The following is an 18,737-nucleotide window of genomic DNA, read 5'->3' as shown; positions in this document are numbered from 1 at the left end:
TTTATCCCACCATTCCCATTAAATATACTACAGTGAAAATAAACACCCAAACTACGTCAATAAAGTGCCAATAAATCGATGCAACATAAAACTTCGGTGCATTGTATAAATTTAGACCTCTCTTCGCATTTCTAAAGATTAATGTTAGAATCCAACATAACCCAAACAATACGTGGAGTCCATGTGTACCAACAAGAGCATAAAACGCAGAGCCAAACGCACTACTTCTCATAGTATGCTTAAATTCATGTGTATAATGATAAAACTCATATATCTCAAACCCTAAAAACCCTAAACCTAGCAATACTGTTACTAGTAACCAAAGCTGCATTTTCTTAAAGTTAAAGTTTTTCATGTGATACATCGCATATACACTCGTTAAGCTACTCGTTAATAAAAGCATCGTCATAATGAAAACGAGTGGCATTTGGAACATCTCTTGAGATGTTGGTCCACCATTTGTAGAATTTTTTAACGCTAAATATGTTCCGAATAAGGAAGCGAACAACACTGTTTCGCCTCCAAGAAATAACCAAAAACCGACAAACTTATTTTTCCCTTCAAGGGTTGCTTTTTCAGGCTCTGCTGGAAATGTTTCATTCGTTAATTTTTCATCTACATGCATTATGCCTTGCCCCCCTTATCCTCTAAATCTTCTTTATGAATATGATACCCATGATCATCAATTACTGAACGTAGGAACATTGCGCCAAATGTAATGATTAAACCAATAATTGCTACTAATAACCAGAACTTATCTTTTCCGCCCTGCATATACATCGCACCAAATGCCGCTATAAACAATCCGAAAGAAATGACAAATGGTGAAAACGAAGGATTTGGCATATGAATATCACCAACTGGTTCCGCTGCTGTCATCTCTTTATTACCTTCACGTTTTTCAATCCAAAACGGATCTAATCCGCGAACAAATGGTAATTGTTTAAAGTTATATTCTGGTGTCGGTGCTGGCATTGTCCATTCTAATGTACGTGCATCCCACGGATCACGACCAGCTTTTTCTTTTGATACTGTCGTTTTAATTACATTGAATAGAAGAACAATCGTTCCAAGAGCCATAAACACCGCTCCGATGGAACTAATCATATTCCCCATTTCCAACCCTTGCCCTTCAAGATATGTGTAGTAACGGCGTGGCATACCAATCAAGCCAAGGAAATGCTGAATAAAGAACGTTAAATGGAAGCCGATAAAGAATAGCCAGAACGTTATCTTTCCTAATGTTTCATTTAATACTTTATTAAACATCAGTGGCCAATAATAATGAGCTCCTGCAAGTAAACCAAATACAACACCGCCAACGATTACATAATGAAAATGCGCTACTACGAAATAGTTATCATGAAATTGATAATCAGCTGGTGCAGATGCTAGCATAACCCCTGTAACTCCACCCATTACGAATGATGGAATGAAAGCTACTGCCCACATCATTGGTGTCGTAAAACGAATACTTCCGCCCCACATTGTAAAGAGCCAGTTGAATATTTTGATACCAGTTGGAACCGCAATCGCCATTGTTGCGACCGAGAAAATAGCATTAGCAACTGGACCAAGTCCAACAGTAAACATATGGTGCGCCCATACCATAAATCCTAAAAATCCAATTAATACAGTCGCAAACACCATCGATGAATAACCAAACAATCGTTTTTTCGAAAATGTCGCGAAGATTTCTGAGAATATTCCGAAAGCTGGGAGTATAAGAATGTATACTTCTGGATGACCGAAAATCCAGAATAAATGCTCCCATATAATTGTATTCCCGCCCAATGCCGGATTAAAGAAACTTGTTCCAAATAAACGATCTAACATTAAAAGTCCTAATCCTACAGTTAACGGCGGAAAAGCGAATAATATAAGCGAAGATGTTACAAATGTCGTCCATGTAAACATCGGCATACGCATGTACGTCATTCCTGGCGCCCGCATATTAATAATGGTTACAAGGAAGTTAATACCTCCAATTAATGTACCAATACCTGAGATTTGCAAGCCGAGTACATAGAAATCAACACCATGACCTTTAGAGGCTAAAGCTAAAGATGCATAAGATGTCCATCCTGCATCAGGTGCTCCACCTAAAAACCAACTTAAATTTAAAAATACTCCACCAAAGAAAAATAACCAAAATCCGAGTGAATTCAAAAACGGGAACGCTACATCACGTGCACCAATTTGAAGTGGTACAGCGGCGTTCATAAATGCAAACACGAGTGGCATAGCTGCGAGGAAAATCATTGTTGTACCGTGCATCGTTAATACTTGATTATAAGCATCCCCAACAAGAAAAGCGTTGTTAGGAATCGCTAATTGAAGGCGAATAAATAGAGCTTCTATTCCGCCTATTACAAAAAACAATCCACCTGCAATTAAATAGAGAATGGCAATCTTTTTATGGTCTACTGTCGTTAAATAATCCCATATGACAGCACCCATCCCCTGTTTTTTTGCTACAGAACTCACGTTTTCAACCTCCCCTTCGCGAATAATCCCTCTTTACTTTTCAACTTTTAACGTTTGTAAGTATGCATTTAATGCATCAATTTGATCATCCGTTAAGTTGCCATATTTGCCAGTCATTTTGTTTCCTGGCTTCATATTTTCAGGATCTTTCAGCCATTTTTTTAAGTTTTCTTCATTGTTTTCGGCAATACCGGCAACCATATCGCGATCCGCAAAGTTTGCTAAGTTTGGTGCGATACGAGCGGAAGGTGGTCTACTATCATTAGATCCAACTGCATGACAACCAATACAGCTTTTATTAAATATTTCTTGGCCCTCTTGCGCCTTTGTTGAAGCTACTTCTTTCTTCCCATCAATCTTCTTCATATCAGCAAGCCATTTTTTGTACTCGCTTTCATCTAAAGCTTTCACTTTAAATTGCATTAAAGAATGTGATGGGCCGCAAAATTCTGTACAAAAACCATTATAAGTGCCCGATTTATCTGCCTTTAACCACATTTTGTTCACATTGTCTGTATTTGTATCCATTTTCCCTGCTAAAGATGGAACCCAAAATGAGTGTTTAATATCGGCACCCTTCAAATTTAAATACACTTTCTTACCTGTGGGGATGACCAAATCTTGCGAAGTTACTATCTTTTCTGATTTATAAGAAAATTCCCACCAATAAAGATTCGCTGTTACATCAACAACGATAGTATCTTTATCAATATTCTTTTTCTCCATCGCACTTACATCAGCAAGTTTGAATGTATATGTAACTGTTGGAACAGCTAAGATTAGTAAAAGAATAATCGGAATAACTGTCCATATAATTTCTAGCTTGTGATTCCCTTCAACTTGCTCTGGAATATAATCTTCCTGACCTTTCTTTTGTCGGAAACGCACAATTACATATAAGAAAATAATAGTAACTACTAGTACTACTCCTACCATGATTGCACTCGCCAGTAGAAGTAAATCATATTGCATTTTTGCTACTTCTCCTTGCGGAATTAAAGTAGATTGAAAGGCTTTACCGCATCCCCCTAACAGTAAAGCCAGCAGTGAAACGAACGAAAGCAGTCGCCACTGTTTCTTCATACAAACAACCCCCACTTTCCTTGTGAATTAGATTGTACTTTATAGTTAAGTAAAGTAAATCTCAACGTAAAGAAATCCAATTATGTCGTTGTCTTAGAAGAATGTAACTACAATCATTGATACAAATAAGATTGTTAAATAATTTAGGGAATAAACAAACATTTGCACGGACCATTTGATGTCATCTTTCTTACGGAAGCCATAAAATCCTAAAACGATCCATCCGATGTTAAGCAGTGTTGCAATTACCATAAATGTTATCCCTAGTCCACTCATATAAAATGGTAGTGGTAATAAACATACTGTCCAAATCATAATTTGGCGTTTCGTAATTTCAAATCCATGAACTACAGGAAGCATTGGAATTCCTGCATTTCGATATTCATCAACACGTTTCATTGCTAATGCAAGGAAATGTGGGATTTGCCAAATAAACATAATTAAAAATAACATCCAAGCAATTGGATGGCCTAAAGATGGATCGATTGCTGCCCATCCAATTAAAGGAGGAACTGCACCAGATATACTACCTACAACAGTATTTAGTGTATACTTTCTCTTTGTCCATAAACTATATAGAACAACATATGTGAAAGCACCAATAAATCCCATTAAGACTGCCATTGGTGTTGTTAATAATAAAAATACAAAACCAAGAAGTAATATGACTAGTCCAAATGTAAGTGCAAATCCTGGTTTATACTTTCCAGTAACCGTTGGACGGGTCTTTGTTCTTTCCATTAATGGATCGATGTCTCGATCAATGTAGTTGTTTAAACAACATACCCCTGCCATAACTAATCCAGAACCAACGATTGTAAAGAATAACTTATCCAGATTGTCCATTACACTTAATCCATTAAAGTGTAATGCCAACCAAAATCCTGTAAATACAGTAAGTGTATTTGAGTTTACAATCCCCATTTTAACGAGTGCTTTTAAATCTTGTAACCGAGTTGTTTCCGGTACACTTGTAACAGCGGACTCATCATGCAGCTCACTTGTTGCATGGTTCATCACTCTAACCCCCTCTTAAAACTTTCATCTTTCTTTTTGCGCATATTTCAAATGAAATAATTCGCTTCTATATAGCAATATTATTACAGTAGAAACATTGTTAACCCATTCTACTACTAATCTACGCCCATACTCCAATATATTAAATCATATTTCCCGAACATTTTGTGAAGAAAACATGAACTTTTTGTGTCGAATATAAAAAACTTCATTCTGACTTGTCCTTATCATAACATGATGTTACCTTCTATAATAAACTATTTTGTCTTATTTAACACGTATTCTCCCCATTTCTTTTCAAAATAGCCGATTTTTCACCTAAAATTTTCCTTATGAACCCTGTTTTTACACCTATTTTCTCCCCCTTTCCTTCCCCCTCCATTTCTTTGCTATTTTATTATTTTTTATATATCATAGGAACTAGCGCGTTTTATTCTATACATAATGGAATGAAAATATTTCGCAATAACTTCATAGCAGAAAGATGGTGAAAGAGATTGCAACGCTTTATTAAATGGTTAGCAGTCATTACAAGCCTTGATTTATTAATAGTTTTATTAGGAGGCGCTTTAGTTACAAAAACAGGTTCTGGTCAAGGTTGTGGTAAATCATGGCCACTTTGTAACGGTGAATTTGTTCCATCTAATTTATCAATGGAAACTATTATTGAACTTAGCCACCGATTAACATCCGGATCAGCTGGAATTCTTGTCACTCTCCTTTGTATTTTGTCCTGGAAATATTATAAACATGTGCGTGAAACAAAAACGTTAGCAATTTTATCCTTCGTATTTTTAGTTGCACAAGCATTAATGGGAGCAGCAGCAGTTGTTTGGGGCCAAATGCCAGCTGTACTTGCTATCCACTTCGGTATTTCCTTAATTTCATTTGCTTCTGTCATTTTATTAACGTGTCTTATCTTTGAAATTGACCAAAAATTTGATGCACGTTCACTTATTATGGACAAAAAAATGAAATTTCATATTTATGGTGTAACAATTTACAGTTATATCGTCGTCTACACAGGTGCTTTAGTACGTCACGAACGAGCTAGCTTAGCCTGTCCAGACTTTCCTTTATGTAGCAAAAACAGACCTATGCCAACTCAACTACATGAATGGGTTCAAATGGGCCATAGAGTTGCAGCGATGTTAATTTTCGCTTGGATACTATACGCGATGATTCTCGCTATTCGCCATTACAAACAGCAACCTGTCGTATATTGGGGATGGATCATTTCATTTATCCTTGTTACACTTCAAGCTGTAGTAGGAGTTTTAGTTGTATTTACAAACGCTAGTTTAGCAATGGCATTGTTACATTCTCTATTCATTTCTTGCTTGTTTGCCGTACTATGCTATTTAGTTATGTTAGGAACAAGAAGTAAAGTGAATGCAAAAGAAGCCGAATTAACTTCTAAACAAACAAAATAATTTAAAACTAAAATCCCTTGCCAATTCGGCAAGGGATTTTTTGCAATAAAAAAAGAGCTGTATTTTACACAGCTCTTTTTTTATTTTAGTGATCTAATTCAATAAGTAAATCACCCGTTTGAATCGCATCACCATCGTTAACATATACTTTCTTCACTTTACCATTGAACGGCGCTTGAACTGTCGTTTCCATTTTCATCGCTTCTGTAATTGCCATAGAATCGCCTTTTTTCACTTCATCGCCTTCTTTTACAACTACTTTAATTACCGTTCCTGGCATCGTTGCACTAATATGATTTGGATTCTCACGGTTTCCTTTCACACGTTGTGCAACTGTTGCTTTTACACTCTCGTCTTTCACGATAATTTCACGTGGTTGACCGTTAAATTCCAAGTAAAGGACACGATTTCCATCCGGCTGAGGTTCTCCAATTGATACTAGTTTAACCATCAATGTTTTACCCTGTTCAATTTCTACATCAATTTCTTCACCTAGTCTCATACCATAGAAGAACGTCGGTGTATCAAGTACAGATACATTTCCATAAAGCTCAGCAACTTTTTCATAATCCATAAATACTTTTGGATATAAAGCATATGCAACTACATCAAAAATCGTTACTTCGCGTCCAAGTTTATGGAATAATTCTTCTTTTAACGCTTCGAAATCTACTGGCTCTAGTAATTCACCTGGTCTTACTGTTAATGGCTCTTTCCCTTTTAAAATAATCTTTTGTAATTCTTTCGGGAAACCACCGTACGGTTGACCTAAATCACCAGAGAACATTTCAACAACAGATCCTGGGAAGTCCATAGCATGTCCACGCTCTAAAACATCTTGTTCTGTCAGATGGTTTTGAACCATAAATAATGCCATATCACCAACAACTTTTGATGATGGCGTTACTTTTACAATATCTCCAAACATGTCATTCACACGGCGGTACATTACTTTCACTTCATCGAAGCGATCTCCTAAACCAACCGCCTTCGCTTGTTGCTGAAGATTACTATACTGCCCACCCGGCATTTCATGCATATATACCTCTGTATGAGGCGCATTCATACCACTTTCAAACGGTGCATAGTATTTGCGTACATCTTCCCAATAATGAGATAGTTTTTCTAAAGAATCTATATTAACATCTGGTTGTCTTTCGTTTCCACCTAATGCATAGTATAGCGTGTTCGCACTTGGTTGTGACGTTTGACCAGCCATAGAACTCACTGCTACATCGACGATATCAACACCCGCTTCAATTGCCTTCGTATACGTTAATATACCATTTCCACTCGTATCGTGCGTATGCAGGTGAATCGGAATCGACACTGTCTCTTTTAATGCAGAAACTAAATCATATGCTGCATTTGGTTTTAATAAGCCCGCCATATCTTTAATACCTAAAATGTGAGCTCCTGATGCTTCTAACTCTTTTGCTAAATTTTTATAGTAATTTAAATCATATTTACTACGCAGTGGATCATGGATATCCCCTGTGTAGCACATTGTTGCTTCTGCAATTTTACCAGTGTCTCGTACAGCGTCAATTGCAACTCTCATGCCTTCCACCCAGTTTAAGCTATCAAAAATACGGAATACATCAATGCCTGCTTGAGCAGAACATTCCACAAATTTTTGAATTAAATTATCTGGATAGTTTTTGTATCCAACTGCGTTTGAAGAACGAAGTAACATTTGGAATAAAACGTTCGGCATTTTTTCACGAAGATCTAGTAATCGTTCCCATGGATCTTCTTTTAAGAAACGATACGCAACATCAAACGTTGCACCGCCCCACATTTCCGCTGAGAATAGGTTCGGTAACATTCTCGCTGTTGGCTCCGCAATTTGATGTAAATCTTTTGTACGAATACGAGTTGCAAGTAATGACTGGTGTGCATCACGGAATGTTGTATCCGTTAAAAGTACACGTTTTTGATCCTGTACCCATTTTACTAATCCGTCTGCTCCACGCTCGTCCAAAATTTGTTTCGTTCCATTTTGGATTGGCTCTGAATGTTTTAAACATGGAATACGAGCATCTGGGAATATTGGTTTTTCTTTTTTACCTACTCCTGGGAAACCATTTACTGTTACTGTACCAATGTAATTTAACATTTTCGTTCCACGGTCTTTACGTTTCGGGAACAAGAACAATTCAGGTGACGCATCGATAAATGAAGTATCATATTCTCCTGATAAGAAGTTTTTATGTTTTACTACATTCTCTAGGAATGGAATATTTGTTTTAATACCACGAATACGGAATTCTTTTAAGTTACGTTCCATTTTTGCAGCAGCTTGCTCAAAAGTAAGTGCCCAAGTTGTAACTTTTACAAGTAAAGAATCGTAGTACGGTGTAATAACTGCACCTTGGAAGCTATTTCCTGTATCAAGACGTACACCAAAACCACCGCCTGATCGATACGCCATAATTTTTCCTGTATCCGGCATAAAATTATTTAGCGGATCTTCAGTTGTTACACGAGATTGAATTGCAAATCCATGTACAACTACTTCCTCTTGCTTCGGAACACCTACCATTTTGCTATGTAATGAATGTCCATCAGCTATTAAAATTTGTGATTGAACAATATCTACTCCCGTAATCATTTCTGTAATCGTATGTTCTACTTGAACACGTGGATTTACTTCAATAAAGTAAAACTCATCATCTTTTACAAGGAATTCTACTGTTCCTGCATTTAAATAATTTACATTTTTCGTTAACTTCACAGCAGCATCACAAATACGCTGACGCAGATCATCTGAAAGTGATACACTCGGTGCAATTTCTACAACTTTTTGATGACGACGTTGTACAGAACAGTCACGCTCGTATAAATGAACAACATTGCCTTCTTCATCTGCTAAAATTTGTACTTCTATATGTTTAGGTTTTTCAACGAATTTTTCGACGTAAACCTCATCATTACCAAAGGCTGCTTTCGCTTCTGATTTCGCTCGATTATATGATTCTCCTAATTCCTCACTAGTACGCACAATACGCATACCACGACCGCCACCCCCAAGGGATGCTTTAATAATAATCGGGTAATCATACTTTTCAGCAAATTTTTCGACTTCTTCTAATGAATTTACTGGACCATCACTACCAGGTATAACTGGAATTTGTGCTAGCTGCGCTTGTGTTCTTGCTTTCACTTTATCTCCAAACATATCTAAATGCTTACTTTTCGGACCGATAAAGATAATTCCTTCTTCTTCACAACGTTTAGCGAATTGAATATTTTCTGACAAGAAACCATATCCAGGGTGGATTGCATCTACATGATTACTTTTTGCAATCTCAATAATGCCTTCAATATCTAGATAAGCATCAATTGGTTTTTTTCCTTCCCCAACTAAATAGGACTCATCGGCTTTATAGCGATGATAAGAACCACTATCCTCTTTAGAATAGATTGCAACTGTTTTTAATCCAAGTTCCGAACAAGCTCGAAACACACGAATTGCAATCTCTCCACGGTTAGCTACCAATACTTTTTGAATACGTTGCAGCTTTGTCATGATTTTCCCCCTCTACTTTCCTACCACTCTAGAGATAAAATATATACACACCTTAAAAAGCGTGAAGTTCTTCACTTTCCACATTATATTATACTTAGAAAGCTTCACTTTATTTTTATCCATCATACCTTATTTTTTAACAAATGATAAGTTTTCTGTGCAATTTGTTTCACAAAAATAGTATAGCATACCTCTTCCTTTTCTAACAACTCAATTGTATATCACATTAAACTAAATGTGATATATTGTTTAACGAAAGATATATTAATACATCACATTTAAAACTACTTAAAAATAAAAACACATCATGCTCTAAAGCACAATGTGTTTTTATTTTACAACTACAAGATGTGGTCCATTTTGTTCTTTTTCTTTCATTAATCCATTCTGTTGTTTCTCTTGTCGTTTCACGTGACTAGCAATATTGAGTAGTATCCCCATCGCAAGTAGATTAGCTAATAAAGAACTACCACCGTAACTGACAAACGGTAATGGTACTCCGGTAAGTGGTATTACTCCAGACATACCACCAACATTAATAAACGTTTGAACTCCAAACAAGCTTGCAATTCCGATAGCTATTAAACTTCCAAATGGATCTGTACACTTTTGTGCGACTCTAAATGATCGAATAATTATAAGCAATAAACAAATCAAAATGATTGCTACGCCTATAAAACCAAGTTCTTCCGATATAATTGCCATAATAAAATCCGTTTGTGGTTCTGGTAAATAACCATACTTTTGCACACTATTTCCTAATCCCCTACCATTAAGCCCTCCAGAAGCAATTCCAATAAATGAATTCACCAATTGGAATCCATCCTTTTGAGGATCATTAAACGGATCAAGGAAAACAGAAAAACGTGCCTTTTGATATGGATTTAATGCATAATTGCCAAGAAGATATAGTGCCGGAATCCATACTATAGAAGTTAAAGCAATTCGTTTAATCCATAAGTTAACCTGTACTCCCGAACAAAGGAACATAATTCCTACTGTTCCTGCAATTAACAAATCAGTACCTAAATCATTTTGCTTTAATATTAAAAACATGATTATACCAACACCAATGAGTACTGGACCTGACCCTTTGAAAACAGGTGTATTCGTTTCTTGTCTTTTCGCAAAAAAATGAGCTAATATGAGGATAACCGTTATCTTTACAAATTCCGCAGGCTGTATTCCAAATATCCATCCGTTTGCACCGTTTACTGACTTAGTGAAAAAGGCAGCTGCAGCTAATAAAGCAACACTAGCACCGTAACTCCCCAACAAAAAAATTCGTTTTCTCCAAACTTTATATGGGATAGTAGCAATAATTATTAATACTATTGTCCCAACAACTAAAGTAATTAATTGTCTTTTAAAAAAGAAATTTGCTGGTTTATCAAATCGCGAAATCGCAACAATGGAACTAGAACTATATACCATTATTACTCCCAGCACACATAAGATAACAAGAGGAAGTAACAATGAATAATCCATTGATTTCCATACTTTTTTCATTTCATTTCCTCTTTCTGTTTCAATTTAATTATTGTTGTATTCCATATGTACATTGATTCTTCCTGCTTTATTATACAAATAAAAAGCTCAAACTAATTTAGTTTGAGCCCCCTTATTTGAACCCGTTATTGTTGTTTGTTTGTAAATGCTTCATGAAGTGCAGATAACTCACGTTCGAGCTCACCTAACATTGCTTTCCCTTGTTCTTCTGCAATAAGACCAAGGCGAACTGCAAAATCGACCTCGCGGGATAGTCCAAACATTTGTGTGTCTAACACTTCTTCATATAATGGACATTGCGGCATTGTAAGATGGTCCATTTGCACCTTAATAAGTCTTAAAATCTTCTCTGCATCCGCTTGTAGAAGGGCTAGTGCCTTTTCCTGATGATTTGCTACTGTCTCAGACGCCAAATTGATTCCCTCCGTTTCCGTCCTACTCTCCTCTATCCTATCTATTAATATTAGCGATAGTTTTAATAAATTGCAATAGAAACATTTTTTGTGACAACAGTGTCTAATACTATTATACTGAAAAGTGGGAGTATAACACAAATGGGGGAACAACAATGAGCGAAATTTTATTTATTAACGGAAAAGTACGTTTTCCAATCACTATTGATCCAACTGTTTGGATCTTTGATGATCGAAAAGTAGATTTGACAACTTACTTTGATGAAACTAGAGAAAACACGTCTGAACTAGAAACTTATTTAAAAAACACTTCTGAACATTGGGATCGCGAAATCCGTGATGGTGCCGCTTTTCCTCCAATACAACAAAGTGTGAAGAAATATAAAAAAGAACAGCTGATTACTGGAACATTTGGTATACCATTTCATCCATTCCTTGCTAACGCTGAAATTTTAGAGGACGCTACGCAAGTTGAAATTGAAACGGTAGATCATACAATGACACTTCCATTAGAAACTGTCAAAAATGCTATACTAGGCTTTTCAAAAGAAGGAAAACCATTAAAAGAAGACGGGCCTGTTCATCTCTATTTCAACGATGGATCTAATCAACAAAATCCAATCCGTAACATCCGTAAATTTACAATTATTTAAAGAAAAGGAGTGAGCTTAAGCTCACTCCTTTTTACAATAAATCTGCTGCTAGTTGAGCTAAATTAGATCGCTCCCCTTTAACAAACTTCACATGACCACTAATACGCTGTTCTTTAAACTTCTCTACAACATACGTTAAGCCATTATTATATTCATCTAAATATGGGTGATCAATTTGCTGAGGATCTCCCATCAATACAATCTTACTCTTTTCCCCTACCCTAGTTAATATCGTCTTCACTTCATGCTTTGTTAAATTTTGTGCTTCGTCAATGATAATGAACTGATCTGGAATACTTCTCCCGCGTATATAAGTAAGGGCTTCTACTTCAATCGAACCCATTCCAGCTAAAATAGCATCTAACTCTCCTGGCTTTTTCGTATTAAATAAATACTCTAGGTTATCAAAAATTGGCTGCATCCATGGTCTTAATTTTTCTTCTTTTTCTCCTGGTAAATAACCGATATCTTTTCCGACTGGAACAATTGGTCTTGCCACAAGTAATTTTTTATATAACCCTAAGTCTTCTGTTTGCATAAGTCCCGAAGCTAACGCAAGTAACGTTTTTCCTGTTCCGGCTTTCCCCGTTAACGTTACAAGCGGAATATCTTCACGAAGCAACAATTCTAATCCCATAATTTGCTGCACGTTTCGTGGTCGTATCCCCCACACTTGTTCATTGTGAAAAATAAGTTTCTTTACCTTCTTCCCTAAGTGATCCACAATGCCAAGCGCAGAACTAGAGCCCCCTAATGCATCTTTCATTACTACAAATTGATTTGGGTAAAAAGGATGATTCGCAATTTCAGATAGAGGCAATTCACCTTTCTCATAAAAATAATCCAATTGTTCTTTTGATATATATCCTTCTAAAAAACCAGAATATATATTTTCTACTTCAATTACGCGATCACTTAAATAATCTTCAGCCTTCAAACCAATTGCATCAGCTTTTACCCTTACGAGTACATCTTTACTTACTAAAATAACAGACTTCCCGTCCTCTTTTTCCTGTTCTTCTAAAGATAGATTTTTTGCTACAGCTAAAATTCGATTATCATTTGTTTTTTCTACAAAAATATCTTGTAGTTGCACAAATGAACGATGGTTCAATTCAATACGAAATGTTCCGCCGTTTTCTAGCGGGATACTTTCATGCAGCTTTCCTATTTCACGAAATTTATCTATTAACTTAGATACATAACGAGCGTTTCTTCCTACTTCATCCATATAACGTTTTTTCGAATCAACCTCTTCTAATACAACTGCTGGAATCACTACTTCATTGGTTTCAAATGAAAAAATAGATAAAGGATCCTGCAAAAGTACATTCGTATCTAACACATAAATTTTATCCAACCTGTTACCCCCTGACTCCACTTTTAAATTTGTAGAACAAGGGTTTCATCCATAAAATATGGACGAACCATTGTTATAATTATATGTACCGTGTAAACGAGGTAGAATCGAAAATCATAGTCATTAAACCTTTTATTTATTCTTTATTCATTTCTATTCAATATATTACTTTTTATTATAATTATTAACGTTAAATCACAATAACCGACTACAAAAGTGAATAAACGAATTTCTTATTTAGCATCTTTATAATTCTCTTATCCCTACTAACACTTCGTTATCCAGCTTTTTCGCTGCCCGAAGATCATATGTTTTTTCATATGTTGGTTCAATTGCAAGTTTCGCTCCATAAAACATAACATCACGCACTTCTTGCACCTTTACTTCTATTACAGTTAATTTTAGAGAAATACCTTCCATTCTATCTGTCAAAATTTCACCTGCACCACTTATAGAAAATACGGATTCATTCGCCATTATAGTCAATACCACACCTGTATTATGACGTATATTTTCCACAATACGTGAACGTTGATCTACTGCAAATCGAATACTAGTTTCACTCACTGCATACACCCAAGAAATAGCACTTACGTTAGGAACTTGTTTTTCGAAATCTGTCGTTGCTATCATAACAATACACTCTTTACGCAACGTTTGTACTAAATCCTCTGTTAAGGTAGGCTCTACTACATTCGCCATATTTTCACCTCCAAATATACTTGGTATATCCTTATCATAACTTATTTTTTGAATTGCGAAAATATTATTTTTTCCCACTATTATTCAAAAACATTATACTTCCATGATATACTTATACTGATAGAATTCGTATTGAGGTGACGAAATGAGAGTCAAATGTATGATTTGTGATAAAAAAGATATGTTAGATGATGAAAATCCTATGGCAAAAAAACTGCGTAATCGCCCTATTCATACATATATGTGCATGGAATGTTCGGAACGAATTGCAGAGCGTACAATGGAACGTCATGCAAGTGGTAATTTCCGATTATATCGTGATAAAAAAATCGAAGATGATTGGTAAAATGTAAATAAGTCCTTACTCATATAGATAAGGACTTATTTATATTTTTCTGGTTCACGATTCATCTGATCCAAAAAACAATCAATGGCTTCTAACGGAAACCTTGCAGATTTCCGTTCTCCATTTATTTCATATGTAATTAAATACATTTCCTCGTTCTTTTCGACTTCCACATTTCTTAATTTATGTTCTTCATATACCATATTTTGAAATAACAAATATGTTTCTTTTGCAGCACTATCATCTGGACGTGCTTCCGCAACTGTTTTAATTGTTAACCAATTATATAGTGCATCTTGTACTGAACGCATGAAAACTCCCCTTTCTTATCCTGCTTTTTGTTGTTTCGCTTGACGCAAACGCAGTCTATAAATTCCAAGTACAATTGCCGCTACAACAAGTCCTTCTCCAACAGGTAAAAACACAGCAAAAAAGGTTAATACTGTGCATCCAATTGCTAATGATATGTATATCACAATATTTTTTAGTACAGACAACTTTCTAGCAAACCCTAAATTATAAACGAGAGCACTTAATATAATAATCGTCCCATAAAGTAACCACATTCCTAACTCTGGATTTTCATCTACCTTACACAATTTTGCAAAAAAAGACATCCTTTCTAACACACTCTTCCCCCCCTAGCAGTAAAATGCAATTTTCTTTATACACTTAATACAAGAGTAACTCGCAAAAAAAATACTGTCCACAAAAAAGAGTAAATATTCTAAAAAAATAAACAAAATAAAAAAACAACGCCCTTTATAAAGGGCGTTGTTTTTTTATTTTTACGCTTCAACAGATTTCTTTTTCTTAGCAGCTCTTTCGCGCTCACTCTTATCAAGAATCTTTTTACGTAGACGAATTGATTCTGGAGTTACTTCACAGAACTCGTCATCGTTTAAGTACTCTAATGATTCTTCTAAAGTCATTAGGCGTGGTTTCTTCATTGTTGAAGTTTGATCTTTCGTCGCAGAACGAATGTTAGTTTGTTGTTTCATTTTCACAACGTTAACTGTTAAGTCGTTCTCACGAGTGTGTTCTCCGACAATCATACCAGCATATACTTCTGTACCTGGTTCAACGAAGATTACACCACGGTCTTCAACTTGCATAATACCGTATTGTGATGCTTTTCCTGTTTCAAGTGAAACTAGAACACCTTGGCGACGTCCACCAACTTGTCCAGCGTGTACTGGTTGGTAGCAATCGAATGTATGGTTTAAAATACCGTAACCACGAGTTAATGTTAAGAATTCTGTTGTGTAACCAATTAAACCACGTGCTGGAACCATGAAAGTAAGACGAACTTGACCGTTTCCGTTATTCACCATATCTAACATTTCACCTTTACGTGCACCCATAGATTCCATAATAGAACCAGTGTATTCTTCAGGTACATCGATTTGTACGCGCTCTACAGGCTCACATCTTACGCCATCAACTTCTTTAATGATTACTTCTGGCTTAGATACTTGTAATTCATAACCTTCACGACGCATGTTTTCAATTAAGATAGATAAATGTAGTTCCCCACGTCCAGATACGATCCACGCATCAGGAGAATCTGTATTATCTACACGTAAACTTACATCTGTTTCTAATTGTGAACGAAGACGCTCTTCAATTTTACGAGATGTAATGTATTTACCTTCACGACCTGCAAATGGGCTGTTATTTACAAGGAACGTCATTTGTAGTGTTGGCTCATCAATACGTAATAATGGTAACGCATCTTGATGTTCAACTGGACATACTGTTTCACCTACGTTAATGTCTTCCATACCAGAAACGGCTACTAAGTCCCCTGCTTTTGCTTCTTCAATTTCTTGACGTTTTAATCCCATGTAACCGAATAATTTCGTTACGCGGAATTGCTTCACGCTTCCGTCTACTTTCATTAAAGCAACTTGTTGTCCAACCTTCATTGTACCGCGGAATACGCGACCAACTCCAATACGTCCAACGTAGTCGTTGTAATCAAGAAGTGCTACTTGGAATTGAAGTGGCTCTTCGCTGTTATCAATTGGTGCTGGAATATGTTCGATAATTGTATCGAATAATGATTTCATATTCTCTTCTTGATTTGCTGGATTTGAATCTAAGCTTGCTGTTCCGTTCATTGCTGATGCAAATACAACTGGGAACTCTAATTGATCTTCGTTTGCACCAAGCTCAATGAATAAGTCGATTACTTCATCAACTACTTCATCTGGACGAGCGAAGTCACGGTCAATTTTGTTTACAACTACGATTGGAGTTAAGTTTTGCTCAAGAGCTTTCTTTAAAACAAATCGTGTTTGTGGCATACAACCTTCATATGCATCAACAACAAGTAAAACACCATCAACCATTTTCATGATACGTTCTACTTCTCCACCGAAGTCAGCGTGACCAGGTGTATCTAAAATGTTAATTCTTTTATCTTCATAGTGAATCGCTGTATTTTTCGCTAAAATTGTAATACCGCGTTCTCTTTCTAGATCATTTGAATCCATTGCGCGTTCTTCAACGTGTTCGTTCGCACGGAAAGTCCCCGCTTGACGTAATAACTGGTCAACAAGTGTTGTTTTACCATGGTCAACGTGGGCAATAATTGCTATATTACGTAAATCTTGTCGTTTTTTCAACATGTCCAACTCCTAATGTCTTTTTAATCCTTCTCTATTATAAGAGCGAAGGGGATACAATAGCAATTAAAATAAAAGCAAGAATGAAAATATAGTTGTATTCTTACTTTTGTGAAAGTAAAATGAGATTGGAGGGTGAAGAAATGGAACACATTCAATATCGCTTTTTATTAACTGCAATTATCGGTGTTATTTTCTTAATCGGTATCGGCATTATGATTGCTGAAAATAGTCCAATCGGTATTATTATTTGCATTATCGGCACATTTGTTACAGTTGGATACGGTTTTGTAACAAAAAGAAAAATGCGTAAATCACAATAACGCTAAAAAGTAAGAAGCTTATACACAGCCTCTTACTTTTTTTGTTGCTCTCATATAAACGATAACACTTCTTCATACACTCCTGGTTTTGCAACTAACACACTGCTCTTCTCTATGATAGAAAGTGGCGCTCCAGAGAATGTCGTCACCTTACCTCCAACTTCTTCTACAATTATCTGCCCTCCGCCAAAATCCCATGGTGATAATCTCGGCGTTACATATGCATCTATTCTTCCTGTTGCAACGTATACCATCTCTAATGCTGCACAGCCATATGACCTTGTGCCCCTTGCTTTCTTAACAAGTGCCATCATACTTTCCATATTAAGCAATGGATTATCTGTAAGCCATATCGCATTTAAAGCTACAATACCTTGCTCTACAGTTCCTTTTTCCAATGGAGGAATTGATATATCATTACAAAAAGCTCCAGATCCCTTGACTGCATGATATAGCTCATCATGCACTGGATCATATATAAGTCCAATCTTTCCGATACCGTTCTCATAAATCCCAATTGAAATCGCAAAATTTCTTTTTTGATGAACAAAGTTCATCGTGCCGTCAATTGGATCAATTAACCAAACAACCCCGTCAGAAGACGTTATCTCGTCTCCATAACCCTCTTCTCCTAAAATATTATGATTCGGGAATGTTTCTTTAATTTTCCCAATTAAAAACTGTTCTATCTCTCGGTCCATATTTGTAACTAAGTCAGCTGCATTTGATTTTGTTTCTATAATAAGTGCTTTTTTCATTGATGCCATTAAATGCTCTCCTGCATCCCGAATCCACCGTTTGGCGTGTGCATCGATGTCTTTCCATACTTCTTGCATGTTTAAACACTCCGATCTATACTGTTCACAGAAAAAACGAACCCTTTATAAGGTTCGCACCAACTAATTTTTTATACATATACTATTATTACGCTTCTAAACGAATCATTTCAAGTCTTAATACTTCTAACTTTTGTACACACTCTTCTTTTTTCTGGTTATCATCTTCCATCATCGCATCATATAAAGTTGCTAATTCATAATCTAGCTCCAAACGTAGCACCGGTATTCTCTTTTCAGCATCTGTTCTCTTTAACGCATTAATCACCTGTCTCATATTATTTGCCTCCTCCCAATATTCGTCTGCCCTCGGACTAGAATTAATTCAATTTTCTGATTTTTTGTTTTATACTATACTATGTTGGATAAATCATCTATGCAACAAAATTATATTTTTTTATTTAAATTTTTTT

Annotated in this window: 18 protein-coding genes; 4 read left to right on the top strand and 14 right to left on the bottom strand. The window is 36.0% G+C overall.

Translation table 11 applies throughout. From position 1 onward, the window contains the following. Position 1: 1 nt before the first annotated feature. The 4 genes from ctaE to ctaB form a co-directional block, all read right to left on the bottom strand. Positions 2 to 625, bottom strand: a complete 624-nt coding sequence (gene ctaE, locus IQ781_RS23425; RefSeq protein WP_000557861.1) for a cytochrome c oxidase subunit III — start codon at positions 623 to 625, stop codon at positions 2 to 4. Further along, a complete protein-coding gene (ctaD, locus tag IQ781_RS23420) occupies positions 625 to 2,460 on the bottom strand; it encodes a cytochrome c oxidase subunit I (RefSeq protein WP_153579316.1) in 1,836 nt (611 codons plus the stop codon). Before ctaD ends, ctaE begins: the two co-directional genes overlap by 1 nt. Before the next feature lie 60 nt (positions 2,461 to 2,520). Beyond that, complete coding sequence (gene coxB, locus IQ781_RS23415) at positions 2,521 to 3,570, bottom strand: cytochrome c oxidase subunit II (RefSeq protein WP_000745268.1); 1,050 nt, start codon at positions 3,568 to 3,570, stop codon at positions 2,521 to 2,523. Positions 3,571 to 3,663: 93 nt separating this feature from the next. After that, a complete protein-coding gene (ctaB, locus tag IQ781_RS23410; protein ID WP_001015058.1) occupies positions 3,664 to 4,587 on the bottom strand; it encodes a protoheme IX farnesyltransferase in 924 nt (307 codons plus the stop codon). 497 nt (positions 4,588 to 5,084) lie between these two features. Here ctaB and ctaA point away from each other — a divergent pair, with 497 nt between their 5' ends. Further along, the gene (gene ctaA / locus IQ781_RS23405; protein ID WP_001188743.1) at positions 5,085 to 6,020 is read left to right on the top strand and encodes a heme A synthase; all 936 of its coding nucleotides are present in this window, start codon (positions 5,085 to 5,087) and stop codon (positions 6,018 to 6,020) included. Between the two features lie 85 nt (positions 6,021 to 6,105). Here the strand turns inward: ctaA and pyc are convergent, their stop codons facing one another. From pyc to IQ781_RS23390, 3 genes are all read right to left on the bottom strand, one after another. After that, positions 6,106 to 9,552 carry a pyruvate carboxylase gene (gene pyc, locus IQ781_RS23400; protein WP_000164087.1) on the bottom strand — a complete coding sequence of 1,149 codons (3,447 nt, stop codon included), beginning with the start codon at positions 9,550 to 9,552 and terminating at the stop codon, positions 6,106 to 6,108. Between the two features lie 330 nt (positions 9,553 to 9,882). Further along, a complete protein-coding gene (locus tag IQ781_RS23395) occupies positions 9,883 to 11,061 on the bottom strand; it encodes an FtsW/RodA/SpoVE family cell cycle protein (RefSeq protein WP_000758402.1) in 1,179 nt (392 codons plus the stop codon). Positions 11,062 to 11,186: 125 nt separating this feature from the next. Continuing rightward, entirely contained in the window at positions 11,187 to 11,474 is a 288-nt protein-coding gene (locus tag IQ781_RS23390; protein ID WP_000135694.1) for an Fpa/YlaN family protein, read from the bottom strand. A 155-nt stretch (positions 11,475 to 11,629) separates the two neighbouring features. On the opposite strand from IQ781_RS23390, the gene IQ781_RS23385 reads away from it, so the two are divergent. Further along, on the top strand, positions 11,630 to 12,127 hold the full coding sequence (locus tag IQ781_RS23385; RefSeq protein ID WP_001289809.1) for a molybdopterin-binding protein: 498 nt from the start codon (positions 11,630 to 11,632) through the stop codon (positions 12,125 to 12,127). Between the two features lie 31 nt (positions 12,128 to 12,158). On the opposite strand, the gene IQ781_RS23380 is transcribed toward IQ781_RS23385, so the two are convergent. Together IQ781_RS23380 and IQ781_RS23375 are read right to left on the bottom strand one after the other, a co-directional pair. Continuing rightward, complete coding sequence (locus tag IQ781_RS23380) at positions 12,159 to 13,487, bottom strand: PhoH family protein (protein WP_000358083.1); 1,329 nt, start codon at positions 13,485 to 13,487, stop codon at positions 12,159 to 12,161. 246 nt (positions 13,488 to 13,733) lie between these two features. Continuing rightward, positions 13,734 to 14,189 carry a pyridoxamine 5'-phosphate oxidase family protein gene (locus IQ781_RS23375; protein WP_000024593.1) on the bottom strand — a complete coding sequence of 152 codons (456 nt, stop codon included), beginning with the start codon at positions 14,187 to 14,189 and terminating at the stop codon, positions 13,734 to 13,736. 145 nt (positions 14,190 to 14,334) lie between these two features. On the opposite strand from IQ781_RS23375, the gene IQ781_RS23370 reads away from it, so the two are divergent. Further along, the gene (locus tag IQ781_RS23370) at positions 14,335 to 14,535 is read left to right on the top strand and encodes a YlaI family protein (protein WP_002082250.1); all 201 of its coding nucleotides are present in this window, start codon (positions 14,335 to 14,337) and stop codon (positions 14,533 to 14,535) included. Positions 14,536 to 14,570: 35 nt separating this feature from the next. Here IQ781_RS23370 and IQ781_RS23365 read toward each other — a convergent pair whose 3' ends face one another. The 3 genes from IQ781_RS23365 to typA all read right to left on the bottom strand — a co-directional run bounded on the left by IQ781_RS23365 (position 14,571) and on the right by typA (position 17,168). After that, on the bottom strand, positions 14,571 to 14,846 hold the full coding sequence (locus tag IQ781_RS23365; protein ID WP_001258151.1) for a hypothetical protein: 276 nt from the start codon (positions 14,844 to 14,846) through the stop codon (positions 14,571 to 14,573). A gap of 15 nt (positions 14,847 to 14,861) precedes the next feature. Next, entirely contained in the window at positions 14,862 to 15,164 is a 303-nt protein-coding gene (locus tag IQ781_RS23360) for a YlaH-like family protein (protein WP_000893662.1), read from the bottom strand. 159 nt (positions 15,165 to 15,323) lie between these two features. Then, positions 15,324 to 17,168 carry a translational GTPase TypA gene (typA, locus tag IQ781_RS23355; protein WP_000914762.1) on the bottom strand — a complete coding sequence of 615 codons (1,845 nt, stop codon included), beginning with the start codon at positions 17,166 to 17,168 and terminating at the stop codon, positions 15,324 to 15,326. A 140-nt stretch (positions 17,169 to 17,308) separates the two neighbouring features. On the opposite strand from typA, the gene IQ781_RS23350 reads away from it, so the two are divergent. Next, positions 17,309 to 17,488, top strand: a complete 180-nt coding sequence (locus IQ781_RS23350) for a DUF5325 family protein (RefSeq protein WP_000400127.1) — start codon at positions 17,309 to 17,311, stop codon at positions 17,486 to 17,488. Between the two features lie 50 nt (positions 17,489 to 17,538). On the opposite strand, the gene IQ781_RS23345 is transcribed toward IQ781_RS23350, so the two are convergent. Beyond that, entirely contained in the window at positions 17,539 to 18,324 is a 786-nt protein-coding gene (locus tag IQ781_RS23345; protein ID WP_001158701.1) for an inositol monophosphatase family protein, read from the bottom strand. 88 nt (positions 18,325 to 18,412) lie between these two features. Next, a complete protein-coding gene (locus IQ781_RS23340) occupies positions 18,413 to 18,601 on the bottom strand; it encodes a hypothetical protein (protein WP_001250165.1) in 189 nt (62 codons plus the stop codon). Positions 18,602 to 18,737 lie beyond the last annotated feature (136 nt).

The organism is Bacillus sp. N447-1, assembly GCF_022701035.1.
Taxonomy (GTDB): domain Bacteria; phylum Bacillota; class Bacilli; order Bacillales; family Bacillaceae_G; genus Bacillus_A; species Bacillus_A cereus.
The sequence above is the reverse complement of the archived record's forward strand: the minus strand, read 5'-3'. Positions and strand labels throughout refer to the sequence as shown.